8 protein-coding genes are annotated in these 21605 nt (G+C 70.6%); 5 read left to right on the plus strand and 3 right to left on the minus strand.

The genetic code is table 11. The annotated features are described in order from the left end of the window. Positions 1-6: 6 nt before the first annotated feature. From VFZ09_RS32695 to VFZ09_RS32705, 3 genes are all read right to left on the minus strand, one after another. A complete protein-coding gene (locus tag VFZ09_RS32695) occupies positions 7-1920 on the minus strand; it encodes a hypothetical protein (protein WP_329731647.1) in 1914 nt (637 codons plus the stop codon). A 130-nt stretch (positions 1921-2050) separates the two neighbouring features. Continuing rightward, positions 2051-3046 carry an aromatic ring-hydroxylating dioxygenase subunit alpha gene (locus VFZ09_RS32700; protein ID WP_329731648.1) on the minus strand — a complete coding sequence of 332 codons (996 nt, stop codon included), beginning with the start codon at positions 3044-3046 and terminating at the stop codon, positions 2051-2053. 26 nt (positions 3047-3072) lie between these two features. Next, entirely contained in the window at positions 3073-3240 is a 168-nt protein-coding gene (locus tag VFZ09_RS32705; RefSeq protein WP_329731649.1) for a Xan family putative trans-acting RiPP leader peptide, read from the minus strand. Between the two features lie 118 nt (positions 3241-3358). Here VFZ09_RS32705 and VFZ09_RS32710 point away from each other — a divergent pair, with 118 nt between their 5' ends. The 5 genes from VFZ09_RS32710 to VFZ09_RS32730 all read left to right on the plus strand — a co-directional run bounded on the left by VFZ09_RS32710 (position 3359) and on the right by VFZ09_RS32730 (position 21338). Continuing rightward, a complete protein-coding gene (locus VFZ09_RS32710) occupies positions 3359-3970 on the plus strand; it encodes a hypothetical protein (protein WP_329731650.1) in 612 nt (203 codons plus the stop codon). Positions 3971-4072: 102 nt separating this feature from the next. Beyond that, a complete protein-coding gene (locus VFZ09_RS32715) occupies positions 4073-5869 on the plus strand; it encodes a hypothetical protein (RefSeq protein WP_329731651.1) in 1797 nt (598 codons plus the stop codon). A gap of 13 nt (positions 5870-5882) precedes the next feature. Further along, entirely contained in the window at positions 5883-19619 is a 13737-nt protein-coding gene (locus VFZ09_RS32720; protein ID WP_329731652.1) for a non-ribosomal peptide synthetase, read from the plus strand. Positions 19620-20090: 471 nt separating this feature from the next. Beyond that, entirely contained in the window at positions 20091-20876 is a 786-nt protein-coding gene (locus tag VFZ09_RS32725) for a hypothetical protein (protein ID WP_329731653.1), read from the plus strand. A gap of 3 nt (positions 20877-20879) precedes the next feature. Further along, complete coding sequence (locus VFZ09_RS32730) at positions 20880-21338, plus strand: immunity 26/phosphotriesterase HocA family protein (protein ID WP_329731654.1); 459 nt, start codon at positions 20880-20882, stop codon at positions 21336-21338. Positions 21339-21605: the final 267 nt, after the last annotated feature.

A 21605-nucleotide genomic window follows, 5' to 3' on the forward strand; every position in this document is an offset into this window, starting at 1 on the left:
TGGCAATCAATTGCGCGGCAGGTTGTGCGAGGTGGGCGGCTTCAGGGCGTGGCACCCGTTGGCGCAGTTGCCGTAGGCGTTCGGCGTGATGTGCACCGGCTGGAACTCCAGGTCGAAGTACTCCGTGCCGTGCGCCCCGGGGTGGCAGCCATTGCAGGACTTGATGCTGGGCCGCAGCGTGCTCTCGCGCGTCAGGTGGCACAGGGTGCAGTCCGCCTTGTCCTGCTTGTACTTGCGCGAGCCCATGTGGATGCGGTGCACCGCGTCCGGCAGGAAGCCGATGGACTCGTCGTTGTGGCACGTCTTGCACGTCTCCACGTGGTCCACCGAGACGCCGTGGTGCACGTTGGTCATCGAGTTCACGCCGTTGTGGCACACCTGGCAGTTGCCCACCGTGCCCGGGTACGTCGTGGCCTGCTCCTGGCCCACCTGGAAGAAGAACGAGTCGAGCCGGTTGAGGCGCTCGCCCATGAAGTAGCGGTGCCCCTTGAGCATGATGGAGTAGGTGCCCGGCTTCGCGTTCGTGGGCAGCTTCACCGTCAGCCGCGTGGCCGGGTGGATGTCACCGCCACCGCCGTAATACTGGCTGCCCGGATCCAGGTAGTACTTCGGCTCGCTGCTCTGCGGGAACGCGAAGTAGGGCAGCTCGTACGTGCCGTTGACCACCTGCAGATCCTGCAGCGGGCCGATCAGCTTGTAGCCCGCCTCCGAGGAGCTCGCGTCCCGGAACGGGAAGAGCATCGAGTCGTTGAAGTACAGCAGGCCGTTGGACATGTCGCCCATGTACTCGTTGAAGCTGGGCAGGGTGTCGCGCGGGTGCAGCGCGTTGCCGTCCCCGTCCAGCAGGGCGATCTGGAAGTCCACCGTCTCGCCCGGCACGTGGAACTTGCCGTTCTGCGGCGGGGCGATCTTCACCGTCTGCTGCAGGCCGAAGCCACAGGGCACCGTCTGGGTGTCATCGGGCAGGCCGTCCGCGCCGAGCTTGTAGCAGGTGGGCGCCCGCTCCTGCTCCTTCACGAAGTTGACCGGGAAGAGGAAGGGCTCGTTGGGCAGCAGGCTCCAGGTGATGCGGATGACACCCTCGCCCGTCAGGTCCGGCATGCGGAAGGACTTGAACGGGTTGGTGGAGCCCACCATGGACACCTTCACCACCGTCTGGTGCATGGGCGGCCCGAACAGGTCGGACAGGTGGACCGTGGTGTCGCCCGGGTACTCGGGACGCCCGATGCCCATCACCATCCAGCTCACCCGGGTGCGCCCCGTGGTGGAGTTCTCGGCGAGGAAGTCCGTGCGCTTGTAGGTCTCCGACACGCGGATGTTGCCCGACGCGTCCAGCACCTCCAGCTTGAACTCGTCGTCGGTGGAGAGCATCCACGCGGCGTTGTCGAAGTACGTCTCGCGCTGGAAGAGGCCGCGGTTGTTGAGCGTGCGCCACTCGTCGCGGCTCATCGTCATCCCGCTCCAGTCCAGGTTCTTGAAGCGCGACTGCTTGCGGATCCACTTCGCCGGCGCGGTCCGGTCGTTGAAGTCGGTGTGCTGGTTGAAGACCGAGTGCACCACCGAGAACTCGCGCAGGAAGTAGAGCGCGCCCGGCGTCACGTTCATCTGCGCGAAGGGCGGGATGGGCGGAATGGGGCCCGGAGCGAAGGCCATGTCCGGCCGCTCGCACGTGGCCGGGTAGTTGAAGAGGCTGGGATCCAGCGAGCTGCCCAGCGCCACCGGCTCGCCGTTGGGCAGCATGGCGCAGCCGTTGTAGCCAAGCAGCGACAGCGAGATGGCTCCCGAGGCCGAGCTCGAATAGGGATCGAAGGCCTTGGCGCCACGGCCACGCGTCCCTTCCGAGTCCTCGACCCGGAAGACGTCACAGCCCGAAGCGAGCGCCACAGCGCAGAGGAGGAGGGTTTTCTGGAGACGATTCATTGGGGGGGAGACGAATCCTGCGCGCTCCGCCACAGCGGCATGGCGGAAAGAGACATTGGCCCGGCGGTACGACCCTACCAAGCGCCTCGCTGTAAAGCCAAGAGGCCCACCCGGAGGCACACGGACCGTTTCAGTCGGGAGCGGGCCCCTCCACGGGGTGGCCCAGGCGGAGCGCGATCACACCCCGCCGGTACTCGTTGGTGAGCCGATCCGCCTTCACGTGGACCTCACCGGAGAAGTCCAGTGGATGGGCCTTCGGCCGCTGGGCCTCGGCCATCACACGGTCCTGCTCGAGGATGGCCCGCTCCGACTTCACGAAGATGTCCGGGAACATCTTCAGGTTCGGGTGGTACGAGGAGAAGTAGAAGCACTGCATCTTCTCCTCCGACCACGGTGAAGCGATCGCATACACCGTGTGCTTGAAGAAGAGCGTTGGCTTGAAGGTCAGGCGCACCGCGAACGGGTACGTCACCTCGTACGTGAGCGTGGTGCGATCCACCTTGGGCGGCGCGCCCCCGATGGACGGCGCGAGCGCGGGATAGGTGATCTGCGCCCGGACCCCGTGGGGCAGCCGCTCCACGTCATAGGGTGGCACCTGCTGCTGCGCCGGATTGCCGAAGGTGCCCTCGTGCACCCAGGACAGGTGCGTGACGTCCAGGACGATCTCCAGCATGCGCCCCGCCGAGACATTCCAGTCCAGCAGCGGCAGCGCGACGGTGGCCACGCTGCCGTCCTCCAGCTCGGGCCAGTCGGGCAGCGGCGCCGCGGGCTCGGCGGCCAGGCACACCCAGATGAGGCCGTAGCGCTCGGTGGCCCGGTATGACGCCACCGCGGCCCTGGGAGGAATGGGCACGGAAGGCTGCGAGGGAACGTGGACGCACCGCCCATCCTGGCCGTACGTCCACCCATGGAAGCCGCAGCGCAGCCCCTGGCCCACCACGGCTCCCTGCGACAGGTCCGCGCCACGGTGCGCGCAATAGCGCTGCGTCACCGCCACGCCCGGACCCGTGCGCCACACCACCAGCTCCCTGCCCAGCAACCGCGCCGGGAGGGGACGCTCCTTCAGCTCATGCGAGAAGGCGACGGGGTGCCAGTACGCCGAGAAGGCTTCTTCGTAGGAGCGCACGCCGGTTTCCATCCCTCACCGCACGCTCAGGCCAGCGCGAGCGGAGCGATCTTGCTCTCGATCTCCTCGAGCAGGAAGTTGATCTCCTCCAGCTCGTCGAGCTTCTCCGGCGCCGCGGCGGGGGCGGCGGCCTGCACGGGGGTGGACTCAGCGGAAGACGCAAGGGCGACAGGAGTGGTCTCTTCGGCGGCCATGGGGGGCTCCTGGAAGAAAGCTGTGAACTCAGTGTAAATCGAGATGTTCGTGCGGATAAGGTCTTCCTGTCAACCAGGGAAGCCCCACTTTTTCTCAACATCTCAATCCGTGAAGCCCATGAGCCAGCCCTCCGCCGCCCTGTCCTCGAAGCACGAGCAACCCCGAGGGGAGGGCCTCGCCGCGATGCTCGGCGGGAGCCTGTGGCTGCTGTTCTATGGGGCGTCGGCGCTCGCCGGGCGGGAGCTGGGCGAGGGCCCCCGGGACGTGAATGACTCGGGGTTGCTGCGGCTGGGAGCCGCCGCGTTCAGCGGGGCCCTCCTGGCGCTCGGCATCGGCCTGATGGGGCTGAAGGCCCGGCTCCAGGGGCGGGCCCCCCGGCTGGGACTGGCCTCGACGGTGATGGCCGCCCTCGCCATCGCCCTGGGCACCGTCAACGTGCTGATGCTGACGGGACTGCTGGGGCCCCCCCGGTTCATCGGCGGCCTGGCCGCACTGGGAGTGCTGGGTGTCTGCACGGGCGCCGTGCTGCTGGGGCTCGCCACCCGGCGGGAGCAGGTGCTGCCACGCTGGGGAAGCACCCTCCTCGCCGTCACGGGCCCGCTCACCGTGGTGCTGATCGCCACCTCCGGCCTGCGGTTCGGATCCATCCCCGGCTACGTGCTGGATGACCTGCCGTTCGCCATCGCCGGCCTGCTGTGGATCACCGCCGGTGTGGCCATGCGCTCGTAAGCCCGCGCCTCGCTATACTTCCACCCGCCTTCCGCCCCCCCGCTCCGGATGACCTCCCCCTTCGACCGTCTGGCCGCCGTGCTTCTCGTGACGTGGAGTTGCGTGGCCGGGGCCCAGGAGCTGCGCGATGCCCGTCCCGGCGTCACCACGGGCCAGGAAGTGCTGCGCTCCTTCGGAAGGCCCACCCGCCGCACGCCCACGCCCAAGGGCGGAACCGTCCTGAGCTACCAGCGGACCGCCGCCCCCGAGGGCACGCGCGGCGCCTTCTTCACCCTCGACGCCGAGGGCCTGCTCCAGCGCATCGACGTCATTCCCAAGCGCCCTCCCACGCGCGCCAGCCTCGAGAAGACCCACGGGCCGGAGTGCTCCGAGGACACGCCCCCGGAGCGCCCCTGCTACGAAGTCCAGCGCACGCCCCGGGGCTTCGCCCTGAACTACGCGCGGCTCGGGCTGCTGGTGAACTTCGAGAAGAAGCGGGTGAAGTCCCTGACGTACGTGGCCCCCGCTCCGGAGCCGGAATCGGAATCGGAATCGGAATCGGAGTCCGAGCCGCTGGCGTCCACGCCAGAACCCTCGTCCGGCTCCGGCACGGCCTCCGGCGAGCTCGACATGTCGCTGCGTCCCGCGGCCGTCGAGTCCTCCGAGCCCGAGTCCGAATCGGAGTCTGAATCCGGGGCCGGGCCCGAGTCCGCGCCCGCGGAGCCCCGGACGCTCGCCTCCGCGCCCACCGCCTCCGAGACCGCTCGCGAAGCCGAGTCGCTGCAGCGCACCACCCTCGCCATGGGAGGCCGCATCCTCCAGCAGGGCTATGTGTCCGGCTCGCGGCTCGGCCCGGATACGCGGATGCGGCCGAGCATCCCCGCCCTGGTGGACCTCTACCTGGATGCCACCCCGGGCAGCAGCTTCCGCGGCTTCGTGGTGGGACGGCTCGTCTATGACCCGTTGGACCAAGGCCTGAGCGGACCGCGGGTGATCCTCGACCAGCTGTGGCTGCGCTTCGATGTCGCCAGCCGCGTGTTCTTCACGCTGGGACGTCAGCAGATCAAATGGGGCAGCTCGCGCATCTGGAACCCCACCGACTTCCTCCAGCGCCCCAACCCGCAGCCGCTCGAGGCTTTTGATCTGCGCACGGGCGTGGACATGCTGAAGGTGAACATCCCCTTCGAGCCGCTGTCCTCGAACCTCTCGCTCTTCGCCACGGCGGACCTCAACGGCCCGGCGGGAGATCCGTTGCGCTATGGCGGCGCCGTGCGCGCCGAGGTGGCGGTGGGCACCAGCGAATTCGCCGCCTCCGCGGCCTTCCTGCAGGGACGGCGTCCGCGCTTCGGCCTGGACTGGTCCATGGGCGCGGGGCCGTTCGATCTCAACGCGGAGCTCGCGCTGGTGCAGGACACCACCGTGGGCCTCTGGCAGCGCACCGCGGACGGCTTCGAGCCGCGGGAGTTCGGCGGGCCCAAGCTGCTCGCCAGCGCGGGGGTGAACACCCAGCTCCGCTTCGCGGATGTCTACCGGCTCGGCCTGCGGCTGGAGGGCTTCTACAACTCGCTGGGGTACGAGGATCGCTCATACCTCACCTGGCTCATCGCGCAGGACGACTACCAGCCGCTCTTCTTCGGCCGCTACTACGCCATGGGGCAGCTGTCCTTCACCCGCCGCAGCATCTACGTGCCCACGCTGAACTTCACCGTCCTGTCGAACGTGCTCGACCGCTCCTTCTACGGACGCGTGGACTTCATGGTGGTGCCCATCACCGAGCTGAAGGTCTTCGCCTTCGTGGAAGCCCCCTTCGGCCAGCGCGGGACCGAGTTCCGCTTCGTGCCCGACCCCGCGATCGCGCCCCTCCCCGCAACGGGGCTGAGCCTCTTCCGCGTGGGATTCAGTGTCCAGATGAGGATGTAGAAGGTCCCCGACCATGGCCTCCCCGAAGAACCTCGATGCCCTGTCCTCCGCCGAGAAGCGCGCGCTGCTCAAGCAGCTCCTGGAGCGAGGCAATCCCCCCGCCGCTCCGGGCGCCGGCACCCCGGGCACCGGTGACCTGACGCTCGCGACGGGGCCCGTGCGGCGCCCCGCGGACGAGGCCCCCGTTCCGTCCTTCGCGCAGGAGCGCATGTGGTTCCTGCACCAGCTCCAGCCCGGTGCCGCCACCTACAACGTGCCCGAGGCCGCCGAGCTGAACGGCACCGTGGACGCGGGCGTGCTCGACGCGGCGCTGCGTCACCTGCTCGCGCGGCACACGGCCCTGCGCGCCACCTTCCCCACCTCCGAGGGCCTTCCCCGGCTCGCCTTCCAGGACGTGCCCGCGCGCGTGCTGGAGGTGGAGGAGCTCGCGCCCGAGGCGGACGGTGAGGGGCTCGAGGCACGCATCTCCCGCCGCCTGCGCGAGGAGGCCACGCGCTCCTTCGACCTGGAGCACGGCCCGCTTTACCGCTTCCGCCTGTTCCGCGTGTCCCCGCGGCGGCATGTCCTGCTGCTGGTGGTCCACCACATCGTCTTCGACGGCTGGTCCATCAACGTGCTGATGCGCGAGCTGGGCGAGGTGCATGCCGCGCTCGCCCGCCAGCAGGAGCCCCGGCTGCCTCCGGTGGCCATCGAGTACTCCGACTTCGCCGCGTGGCAGCGGCTGCCCGCCGTCTCCGCCCGCGAGACCGAGCTGCTGGACTACTGGAAGCGCCAGCTCGCGGACGCGCAGGCCCTGCTGCAGCTGCCCATGGATCTGCCCCGGCCCGCCATCCGCTCCACCCGCGGCGCGGAAACACCGCTGCTCCCGCTGCCCGCCGCGCTCACCGAGTCCGTCCGCGCCTTCTGCCGCGAGCGCCAGGTCTCCCCCTTCATGGTGTTCCAAGCGGCGTTCTCCGCGCTGCTCCACCGCTACTCGCAGCAGACGGACTTCTGCGTCGGCACGCCCGTCTCCGGCCGCACCCACCCGTCCGTCGAGGGGCTCGTCGGCCTCTTCGTCAACACCCTGGTGCTGCGCACCCGCGTCGCGCCCTCCAGCACCTTCTCCTCCCTGCTGGCCCAGGTGCGCACCACCACCCTGGAGGCGCTCGCCCACCAGGACGTTCCCTTCGAGCGGCTCGTCAGCGCCCTGGGCGCCGAGCGCAGCCTCAGCCACACGCCCCTCTTCCAGGTGATGTTCGACCTGTACCGCGTGGAGCACTCGCTGGCGGATGCGCTCTCCGCCTCGGGACTCCAGACGCGGCCGGTGCGCGTGGACACCCGCGCCTGCCAGTTCGACCTGTCCCTCTCCGTCTACGAGAGCAGCCGCGGCTTCAACGTCTTCCTGCGCTACTGCGAGGACCTGTTCACCCCCGCCACCGTGGAGCGGATGCGGGGCCACTACGTCCAGCTCCTCACCCACGCGCTGCGCGAGCCCCAGGCCCGGCTGGACACGCTGCAACTGCTCACGCCCGAGGAGCGCCAGGCCGTCCTCCACCACGCCCGCCCCTCCACGCGCGACTGGTCCCTGGACACCTGCCTCCACGAGTACCTGCCGCTCCACGCCCGCACCGCGCCCCAACGCGTGGCGCTCGCCTTCCGCGGAGGCCGGTGGACGTATGGGGAGCTCGAGGTCCACACCAACCGCGCCGCCCACCGCATGGTGTCCCACGGCGTCGGCCCCGAGCGCATCGTCGCCGTCCTCAGCCCTCGCTCCGAGGGCCTGATTCGCGCCCTCATCTCCGTCCACAAGGCCGGCGGCGCCTACCTGCCGCTCGACGCGCAACTGCCCGCCGCCCGCGTCGCCCAGTTGCTCGCCGAGAGCCGCGCGCCCTTCGTGCTTCCGCTCGGTGACACCGGGGCCCTGCTCTCCGAGGCCCTGGCGCTCCTCCCCGAAACGCAGCGGCCCCATGTACTGTCGCTGGAGGCGCTGGACTCCGAGAGCCCCGAGCCCCTGCCCCGCCGCGCCACGCCGGACAACCTCGCCTACGTCGTCTTCACCTCCGGCTCCACCGGCACGCCCAAGGGCGTCATGTGCGACCACCGGGGCATGCTCAACCACGCCCTGTGGCTCCAGGAGGACCTCGCCCTCACCCCGGACGACGTCCTGTCCCAGACCGCGGGCATGGGCTTCGACATCTCCATCTGGCAGATGATCGGCCCGCTGTGCTTCGGCGGCGGCACCTACGTCTTCGACGACGACGTCATCCGCGAGCCCCTGAAGCTGGCCGCGGCCCTCGTGGAGGCCGGCTCCACCGTCCACCAGATGGTGCCGCCCGTCTTCCAGAACTTCCTGGAGGAGCTCGAGGCCGCCAACGTGCACAGCCTCGGCCGTCTGCGCTGGCAGCTCCTCGGCGGACAGGCGCTCCCGTCCTCGCTGTGCCGCACCTGGTTCGCGCGCTTCCCGCACATCGGGATGGTGCACGCCTACGGCCCGGCCGAGTGCACCGACACCGCCACGCACCACTACATGCGCACGCCGCACGAGGCCCCGGCGGGCACCTGGTCGCCCATCGGCACGCCCAAGGCCAACCTGGAGGTGTACCTCCTCGACGAGGCCTTCCAGCCCGTGCCCGTGGGCGTGGTGGGAGAGATCTTCATCGGCGGCGTGGGCGTGGGCCGCGGCTACCTGGATCATCCCGAGTGGACCGCCGAGCGTTTCGTGCCGCATCCGCTGAGCACCCGGCCCGGAGAGCGGCTCTACCGCACCGGAGACCTCGCCCGGCTGCGCGCGGATGGGCTCTTCGAGTTCGTCACCCGCGCCGACTTCCAGGTGAAGGTGCGCGGCGTGCGCATCGAGCTGGCCGAGGTGGACGCCGCGCTCCAGGCGCTCCCCGAGGTGCGCGAGGCCGCCGTGCTGGCCCGCGAGGTGCGCCCTGGCGAGAAGCTCCTCGTGGCCTTCGTGGCCCCGGCCCGGGCCGGCACCAGCCCCGCGTCCCTGCAGCAGGCCCTGGCGCGCTCGCTGCCCGGGTACATGGTGCCCTCCCGCTTCCTCCTGCTGGAGGCCCTGCCCCTCAACGCCAACGGCAAGGTGGACCGCAAGGCCCTGGAGGCCCTGCCCCTCGACTCCGCCGAGTCCCAGTCCTCCGGGGAGCCGCCGCGCGGGCCCGTGGAGGAGCTGCTCGCTCAGCTCTTCCGCCAGGTGCTCGGCGTGGAGAAGGTGCACCGCGAGGACAACTTCTTCCACCTCGGCGGACACTCGCTGAGCGCCACCCGCCTGGTGGCCCGCATCCGCCAGTCCTTCGACGCCGAGCTGCCGCTCCCCGCCTTCTTCGCCTCGCCCACCGTCGCGGGACTGGCGCGCGAGCTGTCCCAGCTCCAGGGCACCAGCGCCCAGGGCCTCCCCGCCCCCACGCCGCGTCCGGAGGGCTCGCCTCCCGTGCTGTCCTCCGCGCAGGAGCGGCTGTGGTTCATCCAGCAGCTCCAGCCGGACTCCAGCGCCTACCACACCCCCGAGGCCATCGAGCTCACGGGCCCCCTGGACCTCGAGGCCCTGCGCCAGTCGCTGCGCTGGCTGCTGGAGCGCTACCCGGTGCTCCGCCTGTTCATCCCGTCTCGCGAGGGACAGCCCCACCCCGTCGTCCTGCCCGTGCCCCAGGAGCCCCTGCGCGTCGAGTCCCTCGAGGGACTGCCCGACGCCCGGGAGCGGCTGGCCTCGCGGCTGCGCGGTGAGGTGCACCAGCCCTTCTCGCTGGAGGCCGGCGCCCTCTACCGCTTCTGGCTGTTGAAGCTCGGCCCCGAGCACCACGTGCTGCTGCTCGTGTTCCACCACCTGCTGGTGGATGGCCTGTCCCTCAACCTCCTGCTGCGAGAGCTGGCCGAGGCGTGGTCCGCCTTCCACCAGCGCCAGCAACCCGCGCTCCCGCCCGTGCGCCTCCAGCACGCCGACGTGGCCGCGTGGCAGCGCACCGCGCCCGTGCTCGCCCGCGAGGAGACGCAGCTCGGCTACTGGAAGCGCCAGCTCGAGGACGCCCCGGGCCTGCTGCAGCTCCCCACCGACAAGCCCCGCCCGGCCGTGCTGTCGCACCGCGGCGGCTTCGTCGGATACCACCCGCTGCCTCCCGCGCTCTCCCAGGCGCTGCTCGCCTTCTGCCGCCAGCACCAGGTGACTCCCTTCATGGTGCTGTACGCGGCCTTCGCCTCGCTCCTCCACCGCTACAGCGGCCAGGAGGACTTCTGCGTCGGCATCCCCTCCTCGGGCCGATCCCACCCCGCCACCGAGGACGTCGTCGGCCTGCTCGTCAACACCCTGGTGCTGCGCACCCGCATCGGGCCGTCCACCTCCTTCGCCGAGCTGCTCTCCCAGGTGCGCGCCACCACCCTGGAGGCCATCTCCCACCAGGACGTCCCCTTCGAGCGCCTCGTCGGCGCGCTCGGCGTGGACCGGACGCCCAGCCACTCGCCCCTCATCCAGGTGATGTTCGACCTCAACCGGGTGGACAACCCGCTGGCCGGGGCCTTCACGAACCTCCAGACGCGCTCGCTGAAGCAGGAGCTGCTCAGCAGCCTGTTGGACCTGTCCCTCAGCGTCGTCGAGCGCCCCGAGGGCTACGAGCTCTTCATCCAGTACAGCACCGACCTCTTCGAGGCCGGCACCGTGCAACGCATGCTGGAGCACTACCTGCGCCTGCTGGGGCACGCCGTGGCCGAGCCCCGGACGGCCGTGGAGGCCCTGCCGCTGCTGTCCCCCGCCGAGCGCGAACAGGTGCTGTTCACCTTCAACGACACCGCGCGGCCCTTCGACATCGAGGCGACGATCGCCTCGCTCTTCGAGGCCCAGGTGGCGCGCACCCCGGGCGCTCCGGCGGTGGTGGCCCCCGAGGGCACGCTCACCTTCCGCGAGCTGTCCGAGCGGGCCTCGCGGCTCGCGGCGCACCTGGTGGCCGCGGGCGCCCGGCCCGAGACCGTGGTGGGCCTGTGCCTGGAGCGCTCGCTCGACGCGGTGGTGTCGCTGCTGGCCATCTTCATGAGCGGCGCCGGGTGTCTCCCGTTGGAGGCCTCGCATCCCGCGAGCCGCCGCGCCGCGCTGCTGCGGCAGGCCCGTGCACGGCTCGTCGTCTCCCGGCCCGCGCTGTTCGACGGCGTGGAGATAGGCGTGCCCATGGTGGATCCGGTGGCCGTGCGCCAGACGGTGCTCCCGTCCTCCACGCCCTGGCCGAGGGCCCGCCCCGAGAACCTCGCCTACCTCCTCTATACGTCCGGCTCGACGGGTGAGCCCAAGGGCGTGGAGCTGACCCACCGCAACGTCGTCCACTGCTTCGCGGCCTTCGATCCGTATTACGAGACGCAGCCGGGTGACTGCTGGGCCTCCTCCGGAAGCCTCTCGTTCGACATCCACCTGGAGGAGCTGCTCTTCAGCATCACCCGCGGCGCGCGCACCGTGCTGCGCGAGGTGGGCCCGCTCGGGCTGGGGCGCGACCTGGTCCAGCACGGCGTCACGCACGTCGTCATCACGCCCTCCTCGCTGGCCACCGCGCTGGAGGAGCCCGGTGCGCTGGAGGCCTTCCGCTCGCTGAAGGTGCTCGTCACCGGCGGCGAGGTGCTGCCCGACCCATTGGTACGCCAGCTCGCGCTGACGCGGACGAAGCTGGTCAACACGTACGGCCCCACGGAGACGAGCATCAACGTCGTCGCGGGACGCATGCGGCTCGGCGAGCCCGTGCGCCTGGGACGCCCGCTGGACCGCTGCCGCATCTACGTGCTCGATGCGCGCGGCGAGCCCGTTCCTCCCGGTGTGCCCGGTGAGCTGTTCATCGGCGGCACGCCCCTGGGGCGCGGCTACCGCGAGCGCCCGGAGCTCACGGCCGAGCGCTTCGTGCCCGATGCCCTCTCCGGTGACCCCGGCGCCCGCCTGTACCGCACGGGCGACCGCGTCCGGTGGAACGAGGATGGGACGCTGAGCTTCCTGGGCCGCACGGACTTCCAGGTGAAGGTGCGCGGCGTGCGCATCGAGCTGGAGGAAGTGGAAGCCGCCCTCCTGCGCCAGCCCGGCGTGCGCAAGGCGGCCGTGGTGGTGCGCGGCAGCCAGAAGGACGCGCGGCTGGAGGCCTTCCTCGTGCTGGAGGGAGACGCGGCCCGCGAGGTGACCCGTCTCCGCGAGGGGCTCTCCGCGTCGCTGCCCGAGGCGATGGTGCCCTCGCGCTTCGTCTCGCTGCCCGAGCTGCCCTTCACCACGAGCGGCAAGGTAGACCGCAAGGCGCTGCTCGCCCTGCCGGTGGACGCCAGCGAGGCAGCCCCCTCGGGCGAGGCCCCGCGAGGCCCCGTGGAGGAGCTGCTCGGCCAGCTCTTCTGCCAGGTGCTGGGCGTGGAGAAGGTGCACCGCGACGACGACTTCTTCGAGCTGGGCGGCCACTCGCTGAGCGCCACCCGGCTGGTGGCCCGCATCCGTCAGGCCTTCGGCGCCGAGCTGCCCCTGGCCGCCTTCTTCTCCGCTCCGTCCATCGCGGGACTGGCGCGCGCGCTGTCGAAGCTCCGGGGCACCGCCGCCGAGGATCTCCCCGCCCCCACGCCCCGCCCCGCGGGCGCTCCGCCGCTGCTGTCCTTCTCGCAGGAGCGGATGTGGTTCATCCAGCAGCTCCACCCGGACTCCGGCGCCTACCACATCCCCGAGGCCGTCGAGCTGACGGGCCCGCTGGACGAGGACACGCTGGAGGCGGCGCTGCGCTGGCTGTTGGAGCGTCACCCCGTGCTGCGGCTGGCCGTGCCGTCCCGCGAGGGACAGCCCCAGCCCGTCCTCCAGCCGCTGCCCGGCCGGCTCCTGCTCGCCGAGGAGTGGAACGGAGCCGCCACGCCGCAACGGCTCGCCCACTGGCTGCGCGAGGAGGTGCACCGGCCCTTCTCCATGGACGAGGGCCCGCTCTACCGCTTCCGGCTGCTGCGCACGGGCCCCGAGCGCCACGTGCTGCTGCTCGTCTTCCACCACCTGCTGGTGGATGGCCTGTCCCTGGACATCCTCGTGCGCGAGCTGGCCGAGGCGTACCGGACGCTCGGCCAGGGCCGCACGCCCTCGCTGGCACCGGTGCGCCTGGACTCCAGCGACATCGCCGCGTGGCAGCGCACCGCGCCCGTGCGTGCGCGCGAGGAAGCCCAGCTCCAGTACTGGAAGCGCCAGCTCACGGGCGCGCCGGGACTGTTGCGGCTCCCCACCGACAAGCCCCGTCCCGCCGTGCTCTCGCATCAGGGCGGCTTCACGGGCCACCAGGCGCTCCCCTCCGAGCTCGTCCACGCCCTGCGCGCCTTCTGCCGCCAGCACCAGGCCACGCCCTTCATGGTGCTGTACGCGGCGTTCGCCACACTCCTCCACCGCTACTCCCAGCAGACGGACTTCTGCGTCGGCACGCCCGTCTCGGGCCGCTCGCACCCGGCCACCGAGGACACCGTCGGCCTGCTCGTCAACACCCTGGTGCTGCGCACCCGCCTCCAGCCCTCCGCCTCCTTCGCCGAGCTGCTCTCCCAGGTGCGTGCCACCACCCTGGAGGCCATCTCCCACCAGGACGTTCCCTTCGAGCGCCTCGTGCAGACGCTCGACGTCCCGCGCACGCCGAGCCACTCGCCCCTCTTCCAGGTGCTGTTCGACCTGAACCGGGTGGAGCACGCCCTCGCCGATGCGCTCCCGGGCCTCCAGGGCCGCCCCCTCACGGTGGAGTCCGCGAGCAGCCCGCTCGACTTCTCCCTCGGCATCCTCGAGGGCCCCGATGGCTACCAGCTCGCCATCCGCTACAGCACCGAGCTCTTCGAGGCCGGCACCCTGAAGCGCCTGCTGGGCCACTACGTCCAGCTCCTCACCCACGCGCTGCGCGAGCCCCACGCGCGGCTCGACACGCTGCCCCTGCTCACGCCCGAGGAGCGCCAGGACGTCCTCCACGCCGCCCGCGGCGCCACGCGCGACTGGCCCCTGGACACCTGCATCCACGAGCGCTTCTCGTCCCACGCCCGCACCGCGCCCCAGCGCGTGGCGCTCGCATTCCGAGGCGGACAGTGGACGTATGGAGACCTCGAGGCCCACACCAATCGCGCCGCCCGGCGGCTGGTGTCCCAGGGCGTCGGTCCCGAGCAGCTCGTGGCCGTCCTCGCTCCTCGCACCGAGGGGCTCATCCGCGCCGTCCTGTCCCTCCACAAGGCCGGGGGTGCCTACCTGCCGCTCGACGCACAACTGCCCGCCGCTCGCATCGCGCAGTTGCTGTCCGAGAGCCGTGCGCCCTTCGTCCTTCCGCTCGGCGGCACCAGTGAGCTGCTCTCCGAGGCGTTGGCCCTCCTCCCCGAGGCGCGGCGTCCTCGCGTGCTCTCCCTGGAGGGACTCGACGCCGAGAGCCCCGAGCCCCTGCCCCGCCGCGCCACGCCCGGCAACCTCGCCTACGTCGTCTTCACCTCGGGCTCCACCGGCACGCCCAAGGGCGTGATGATCGACCACCGGAGCCTGCTCAACCATGCGCTCGGGAAGCAGGAGGACCTGGGCCTCACGCCGGAGGACAGGCTGTCCCAGACGGCGAGCATGGGCTTCGACATCTCCGTCTGGCAGATGCTCGGGGCCTTCTCCTTCGGCGGCTCCACGTACGTCGTCGACGACGAGGTGGTCCGCGAGCCGCCGCGTATGGCCGCGGAGCTGGACGCCTGTGGCGCCACCTTCCTCGAGCTGGTGCCGTCCGTCCTCCAGTCCATCCTGGAGGAGGGCGACGCCGCCCACGCGCCCACGTTCCGCCGCCTGCGGTGGATGCTCATCGGTGGGCAGGCGCTTCCGCCCGCGCTGTGCCGCACCTGGCTGGAGCGCTACCCGGCGGTGTCCTTCGGCAACGTGTACGGGCCGGCCGAGTGCACGGACACCACCACGATGCACCTCCTGCGCACGGCTCCTACGGGAGGCAGCACGCCCATCGGCACGCCCCGCGCCAACCTGGAGACGTACGTCCTCGACGAGTCCCTGCGGCCCGTGCCCGTGGGCGTGGTGGGCGAGCTGTTCATCGGCGGAGCGGGCGTGGGCCGCGGCTACCTCGGCCGTCCCGAGTGGACCGCCGAGCGCTTCGTGCCGCACCCCTTCAGTGCCCGGCCCGGAGAGCGGCTCTACCGCACGGGAGACCTCGCCCGGCTGCGCGCCGATGGCCTGCTGGAGTTCGTCACCCGCGCCGACTTCCAGGTGAAGGTGCGCGGCGTGCGCATCGAGCTGGCGGAGCTCGAAGCCGCCCTCCTCGCCCTGCCCGAGGTGCGCGACGCCGCCGTGCTGGCACGCGAGCTCCACGGCGGAGAGAAGCAGCTCGTGGCCTGGGTGGTTCCCGCCGGGCCCGGAGTGGAGAGCACCGCGCTCGCCCGGGCCCTGGCGCGCTCGCTGCCCGCGTACATGGTGCCCTCCCGCTTCGTCACGCGGGAGGCCCTGCCCCTCAACGCCAACGGCAAGGTGGACCGCAAGGCCCTGGAGGCCCTGCCCCTGGACGCCTCCGAGGCCCGGCCCACGGGTGAGCCACCGCGCGGGCCCGTGGAGGAGCTGCTCGCTCAGCTCTTCTGCCAGGTGCTGGGTGTGGACACGGTGCACCGCGACGAGGACTTCTTCCGCCTCGGCGGCCACTCGCTGAGCGCCACCCGGCTGGTGGTGCGCGTGCGCCAGGCCCTCGGTGCCGAGCTGCCCCTCGCGTCCTTCTTCGCCTCGCCCACCGTCGCGGGACTGGCGGCCCTGCTCGGCAGCGAGCCCCGTCGGGAAGCGGAGTGGAAGCCGTCCGGACAGCGTCCCGCGCGCCTCCCGGCCTCGCTGGTGCAGGAGCGGCTCTGGTACGCGCTGCAACTGCCCGAGGCCCCGCCCTTCGTGGTGGTGTCCGCGCTCGTGCTCGAGGGCCCGCTCGACGTCGCGAAGCTGGAAGCGGCGCTCGAGGCCGTGGTGGACCGAGACGACACGCTGCGGACCACCTTCACCCAGGAGGCGGGGACCGTCTTCGCCCAGGTGAACCCGAGGAGCGCTCCGGTGCTCACGCGGACGGACCTCTCGCACCTGCCGCCCGAGGAGGCGCGCAAGGCGGCGAGCGCCATCGCGACGCGGCACGACCACCAGCCCTTCGACGCACTCCGGGGACCGCTGTACCGCTTCGAGCTGGTGCGGCTGGACGAGGCGGGCACGCGGCATGTGCTCGTCACGGCGGTGAGCCACCTCGTGCTGGACGGCATGGGCCTGCAGGCCCTGCTGGGTGAGTGGGCGGAGGCGTACCGCGCGGCGATCGCCGGACAGCCCTCGCTGCTGCCTCCCGCGGCCGTGCAGTACGCGGACTTCGCGCTCTGGCAGCGCCGGCCCGAGCAGCTCCGCCGGCTCGACGAGGGCCTCGAGTCCTGGAAGCGGGCGCTGGCGGACGCGCCGCCGGTGTTGGATCTGCCGCTCGACTTCCCGCGCCGGGCGCCCGCGCTCAACGCCAACATGCGGCCGGTGCGGCTGTCCCTGCGCACTGGAGACGTGGCCGCACTCAAGGCCCTGGCCCGGCAGGAGGGCGTGTCCACCTTCACCGCGATGCTCGCGCTCATGCAGGCGTGGCTGCACCGGCTGAGCGCCCAGTCGAGCGTGGTGGTGGCCTCGCCCTTCTCGGGCCGCCTGCTGCCGGGCACGGAGCGGCTGGTGGGCTACTTCGCCAACGTGGTGCCGCTGTGCACCGATGTCTCGGGCGAGCCCTCCTTCCGCGCGCTCCTGAAGCGGGCGCACGGCACCGTGGTCCACGCCACCGCCCACCAGGAGGTGCCCTTCAAGCGCATCGCGGACGCCGTCCACCCGGACGCGGACCGCTCGGCGCCGCCGCTGGCCCAGGCACTGCTGCTGCTGGACACGCTCGGGGCTCCGGCCTTCGAGGGGCTCGGCGTGTCCACGCTGGAGGGAGAGAGCATCATCCCGGCGTACGACGTGGTGCTGCATCTGGTGGAGAAGCCCGAGGGCCCCACCTCCGGCGTCATCGCCACCGACAGCGCGCTCTTCACGCCGGAGACGGCCGAGCGCATGGCCCGCGCCTTCGAGCAGCTCTTCTCCGAGGCGGTGCGAGCCCCGGACGTGGCGCTGTCCCGGCTGTCGCTCCTGTCCTCCGCGCAGCGGGCGCGGGTGCTGGCGGCGCTCGACGGCGGGCCTCAGGACATCCCGGCCGGGGCGTGCATCCACACGCTCTTCGAGGCCCAGGTGCGCCGCTCGCCGGACGCGCCCGCGGTGGCCCACCACACCACCACCTGGAGCTACGCCGAGCTCAACGCCCGCGCCAACCTGCTGGCGGCCCGGCTCGTCGCGCAGGGGCTGCGGCCCGAGGACCGGGTGGGCGTGATGATGGAGCCCACCGCGCAGGCCATGGCCGTGCTGCTGGGCATCCTCAAGGCGGGCGGCACCTATGTCCCGTTGGATCCGGGCTGGCCGGAGCCTCGCAAGCGCGCGGTGCTGGAGCGGGCCGGCGTGCGCCGCCTCTGGGTGGACGCGGAGGCGATGGAGACGCACGACGACTACGCCCCCGTGGTGGAAGTCCCCGAGCAGCCCGGGCACGTCCCGGGCGAGCTCGTCCCCGGGCCTCGCGAGGTATCCGACGCGCAGCTGGCGTACATGATCTTCACCTCGGGCTCGACGGGTGAGCCCAAGGGCGTGATGGTGGAGCACCGCTCGGTGGTGAACCACAACGTGGCCATCGCGAAGCGCTTCGGGCTGCGGCCGGGAGACCGGATGCTGCAGTTCGCCCCGCTGAGCTTCGACGCGGCCGCCGAGGACCTGTACCCGCCGCTGGTGGTGGGAGCCACGGTGGTGATGCGCAGCGGGCTCGTGCCGGCGCACGCGATGACGCCCTACCTGGAGCAGGAAGGCATCACGGTCATCAGCCTGCCGCCCACGTACATCGAGGAGTGGGTGCGCGAGATGGAGGCGCAGGGCCAGCGCGTGCCGGCGAAGCTGCACCTGCTGGCGCCGGGCGGAGACGTGCTCAAGCGCGAGACGTTCGAGTCCTGGGTGCGCGTGGGAGGCGCGCATGCCCCGTGGGTCAACGTGTACGGGCCCACCGAGTGCACCATCACCTCGGCCACGTGTGACATCCCGGGTGCCGAGGGCGTGGGCACGGCGCCGACGTTCCCGATTGGCCGGCCCATTCCGCGCGTGCGCGTCTACCTGCTCGACGAGCACCTGGAGCCGGTGCTGCCGGGCCTGCCGGGCAAGGTGTACATCGGCGGGGCGGCGCTCTCGCGCGGCTACCTGAGCGCGCCGGACATGACGGCCGAGCGCTTCATGCCGGATCCGTTCTCCCACGAGCCCGGTGCGCGCATGTACAGCACGGGGGACCTGGCGCGGCTGCAGCCGGATGGACGCCTGCGCTTCCTGGGGCGGGCGGACCACCAGGTGAAGATCCGCGGCTTCCGCATCGAGCTGTCGGAGATCGAGACGTGCCTGCGGCGTTTCCCCAAGGTGGAGGAGGCGGTGGTGATGGCGCGCACGGGAGCCACGGGGATGCAGCAGCTGTGCGCCTGGGTGCAGGCCCCATCGGCGGTGCGGGCGGAGGCACTGCGCGCGCACGTGGCGGCGCTACTGCCCACGTACATGGTGCCCGCGTCCTTCGTCGTGATGGAGCGGCTGCCGGTCAACAACAACGGCAAGGTGGACCGCAAGGCGCTGCCGGCTCCGGAGGCAGCGGCCCCCACGGCCCCGGCCCCCGCCGAGACCCCGGCGATGGGAACCCTGGAGATGCCCATCCGCTCCACGCTGGAGATGGCGCTCCAGCGTTTGTGGAAGGAAGTGCTGCAGCGGCCCGAGGTCAACGCCGGAGACAACTTCTTCGAGCTCGGCGGCGACTCGCTGCTGGCGATGCGCCTGCTGGGACGGTTGGAAGAGGAGTTCGGCATCCCGGTGCCGCTGGCCACGCTGTTCCAGTACCCGGTGCTGCGTGAGACGGCGGAGGCCCTGCGCGAGCAACTGGAAGCCGGACCGCCGCCCACGAGCATCGTGCACCTGTCGGGAGCGGAGACGCCGGAGGACGCCCCGGCGCTCTTCTTCCTGCACGCGGGAGACGGAGAGCTGCACCACTACTACCCGCTCATCAAGCGGCTGGGCCGGAAGTTCCGCCACTTCGGCATCCAGGCACCGGAGACGCTGGCGGCGCGTCCCTTCGCCACCTTCGACGAGCGCATCGCCTCGTACGTGAAGGACATCCGCGCGGTGCAGCCGCACGGGCCGTACCGGTTGCTCGGCTATTCATACGGAGGCTGCGCGGCGTTCGGCGTGGCGGCGGCACTCGAGGCGGCGGGGGAGAAGGTGGAGTTGCTGGCGCTGCTGGACACCTTCACGGCGCTCGCCACGCACGCGCCCCAGCAGATGGAGGGCGTGCGGCTGATGGCGCAGGAGTTCGGCGTGCTGGACGAGACGCTGGAGGGCGAGCTGGCCGGGATGAGCCTCGCCGCCCAATGGGAGCGGGTGGCCGAGCGGGCCCGTGACGCCGGAGTCGTGGCGCCGCACTTCGACGGCAAGCACCTGGCGCGCGTGTGGCACGTGCTCGGCGAGGTGCTGGTGCCCCAGGTGCAGCGCTGGACGGTGCCGGCGCTCCACGGCCGGGTGATGCTCTTCACCAGCGAGGAGTCCCGCTCCATCCGCGACGAGACGCTCGGCTGGGACCAGTACGTGAAGCGGGAGCAACTGGACCTGGTGCCCCTGCCGGGAAGCCACGTCGGGAGCATCCACCCGCCGCAGGTGGACGCCATGGCGGCACGGCTGCGCGCGGTGCTCGGAGTGAGTGGGGAGTGAAAGAAGGCACCGCCCCCGGCTGCACAGGCCGCCCTTCCCTCATGCCGTGCTACGGAGTCTTGAACGGCACGCTCCGCCTCCCTGTAATACCGCGAGGGGCTCTTCGCGAGCTGAGCCCATGCCAGGAGGCGCCGAGTGCCCAGAGGGGTGGCTTTGCTGACATGCATGTTGCTCGTGGGGTGCAGTAGCGCACCCCGGAGCGCTCTCCCTGCCACTGCACAGACAAGGTACTGCGTCTACGTCCCGAGCAGCGGCTTCGAGAAGGCAGAACAAGGTGGAGCATCTGCCGCCGTGCCTGCGCCGGGAGCGAGGCAGCCGACGGCTCCACTTCTCCCTTCCCGGCCACCGCTGCGAGGGATTCCGGGCGGAGGCACAGGAGATGGGGTCCCCCGCGGCATGCTTCGCCCGGTGCCGCAAGGCGGCACGACCGCGGCAGGAGCAGGCACTGGCGCTGCGGTAGGAGAATCCCTGGTGACGAGTGGCGCGGTCGCCGCGGCCGCAGGCAGTGTTCTGCTGCTTTGCTTCACCATCAAAGCGGTTGTGGACGGTGAGCAGACCCCTATCGACGTCGCGGACAAGTTCTACGGCACGCACTTCGGAGATGTTTCTGGATGGGTTCAAGGCCGGTATTCCCCAAAGGACTCTGCGACTCCGAGCACCATCGAGATGGAGATCCTCATTCACCATGCGCCTGATGGCACGGTGTCAGTAGAGACAAGCGCGCCCACGCCCCAACCTGAGTCGGTGTCTTCTCCCCGCGCTCCGCCCAGTGAGTGGCCAGATACGGAATCCGCCAGAGAAAGCAAAAAGAAACGCGGCCGTCTCTATGCGGCCTACAGAAAGTTCAATGAGGCAACCAACCTCTACTACTCTGGCCGGACCAGCATGGTCGTTGACCTCAGCCTGCCCCTTGACCTCCAGGCACAGTTGGCCATCAGGCTCCGAGACAGGAATCATCACATTGACGAGAACCAAGAGCCGAGGGGTGTTTCATTCGATGATGCACAACTTGATGTGTTCGACGTTGGAGCCGCCATCGACTACGCTCAGAGGTATGATGACCCTGCGTATTGGCGGATTCGCGGAAGAGAGCAGCAACTGATAGACTTCAGTGGAGGCGCCCAGTCCGACACTGGCAAGCCCCATCGAACCGAGAACATCGTGCGCGCAGTGTCAAAAGACAACCCTCGGGGCAGACGGCTTCATGATGCTGCCACGATTCGCTGGGGCGAACTTCACCGTTACACAGGGTACTAGGGCATGCAGCCAACGCATAAGCCAGGTTCATTTTGGAGAATTCCCCTCCCAGACGGCTCCTTCGGCTATGGAAGGGTTCTCGAATTGCATTTTGATGCCTTCTACAATCACAGGACCACCAGTCCAGACTCGGACCTGGACAGGATCGCATCCGAGCCCGTTCTCTTCAGGATCATGGTCAAGCATCCCTACCCGAAGTCATGGGAGCTCATTGGGTGGAGAGAGATTGAGGAGCGCCTGACGCAACCCATTGTCCAATTCAGAATGGAAGTGGGCCCACTCCGGCGTTGTTGGATTTTCGACACCCTCGGCAATTCGAGAGAGGCGACCCCCGAAGAATGTATCGGGCTCGAGCCAGCGACTGTTTGGGAACCGCACGGTGTCGAAAGACGTCTGCTTGATGCCTTCATGGGGCGTCCCAACGCAGTACTAGAGCGCATCAAGAGGGAGTTGAGTCAGTAGGGGGCCTTTACTCGCAGGGGGCGCCGCGCTCCCGAACTGAAGAAGCGCGGCATCCCACTGCTCACCGTGGATGACGCGGCGTGACGCATACTGCGTATTCCGGCCATTGCGATCACTTGTTCCGGACGAAGCCGATCACCGATTCCGGCTCAAGCCGATCACCAGTTCCGGGCGAAGCCGATCATCGGAGCGGAGCGACGCTGGTGCCTCTCACTTCTCCGGCTTCGGCTCGGTCGTCAACTTTCCATCCCGCTTGCGGATGGACTC

It is taken from the genome of Archangium sp. (assembly GCF_036277355.1).
Lineage (GTDB): Bacteria > Myxococcota > Myxococcia > Myxococcales > Myxococcaceae > Archangium.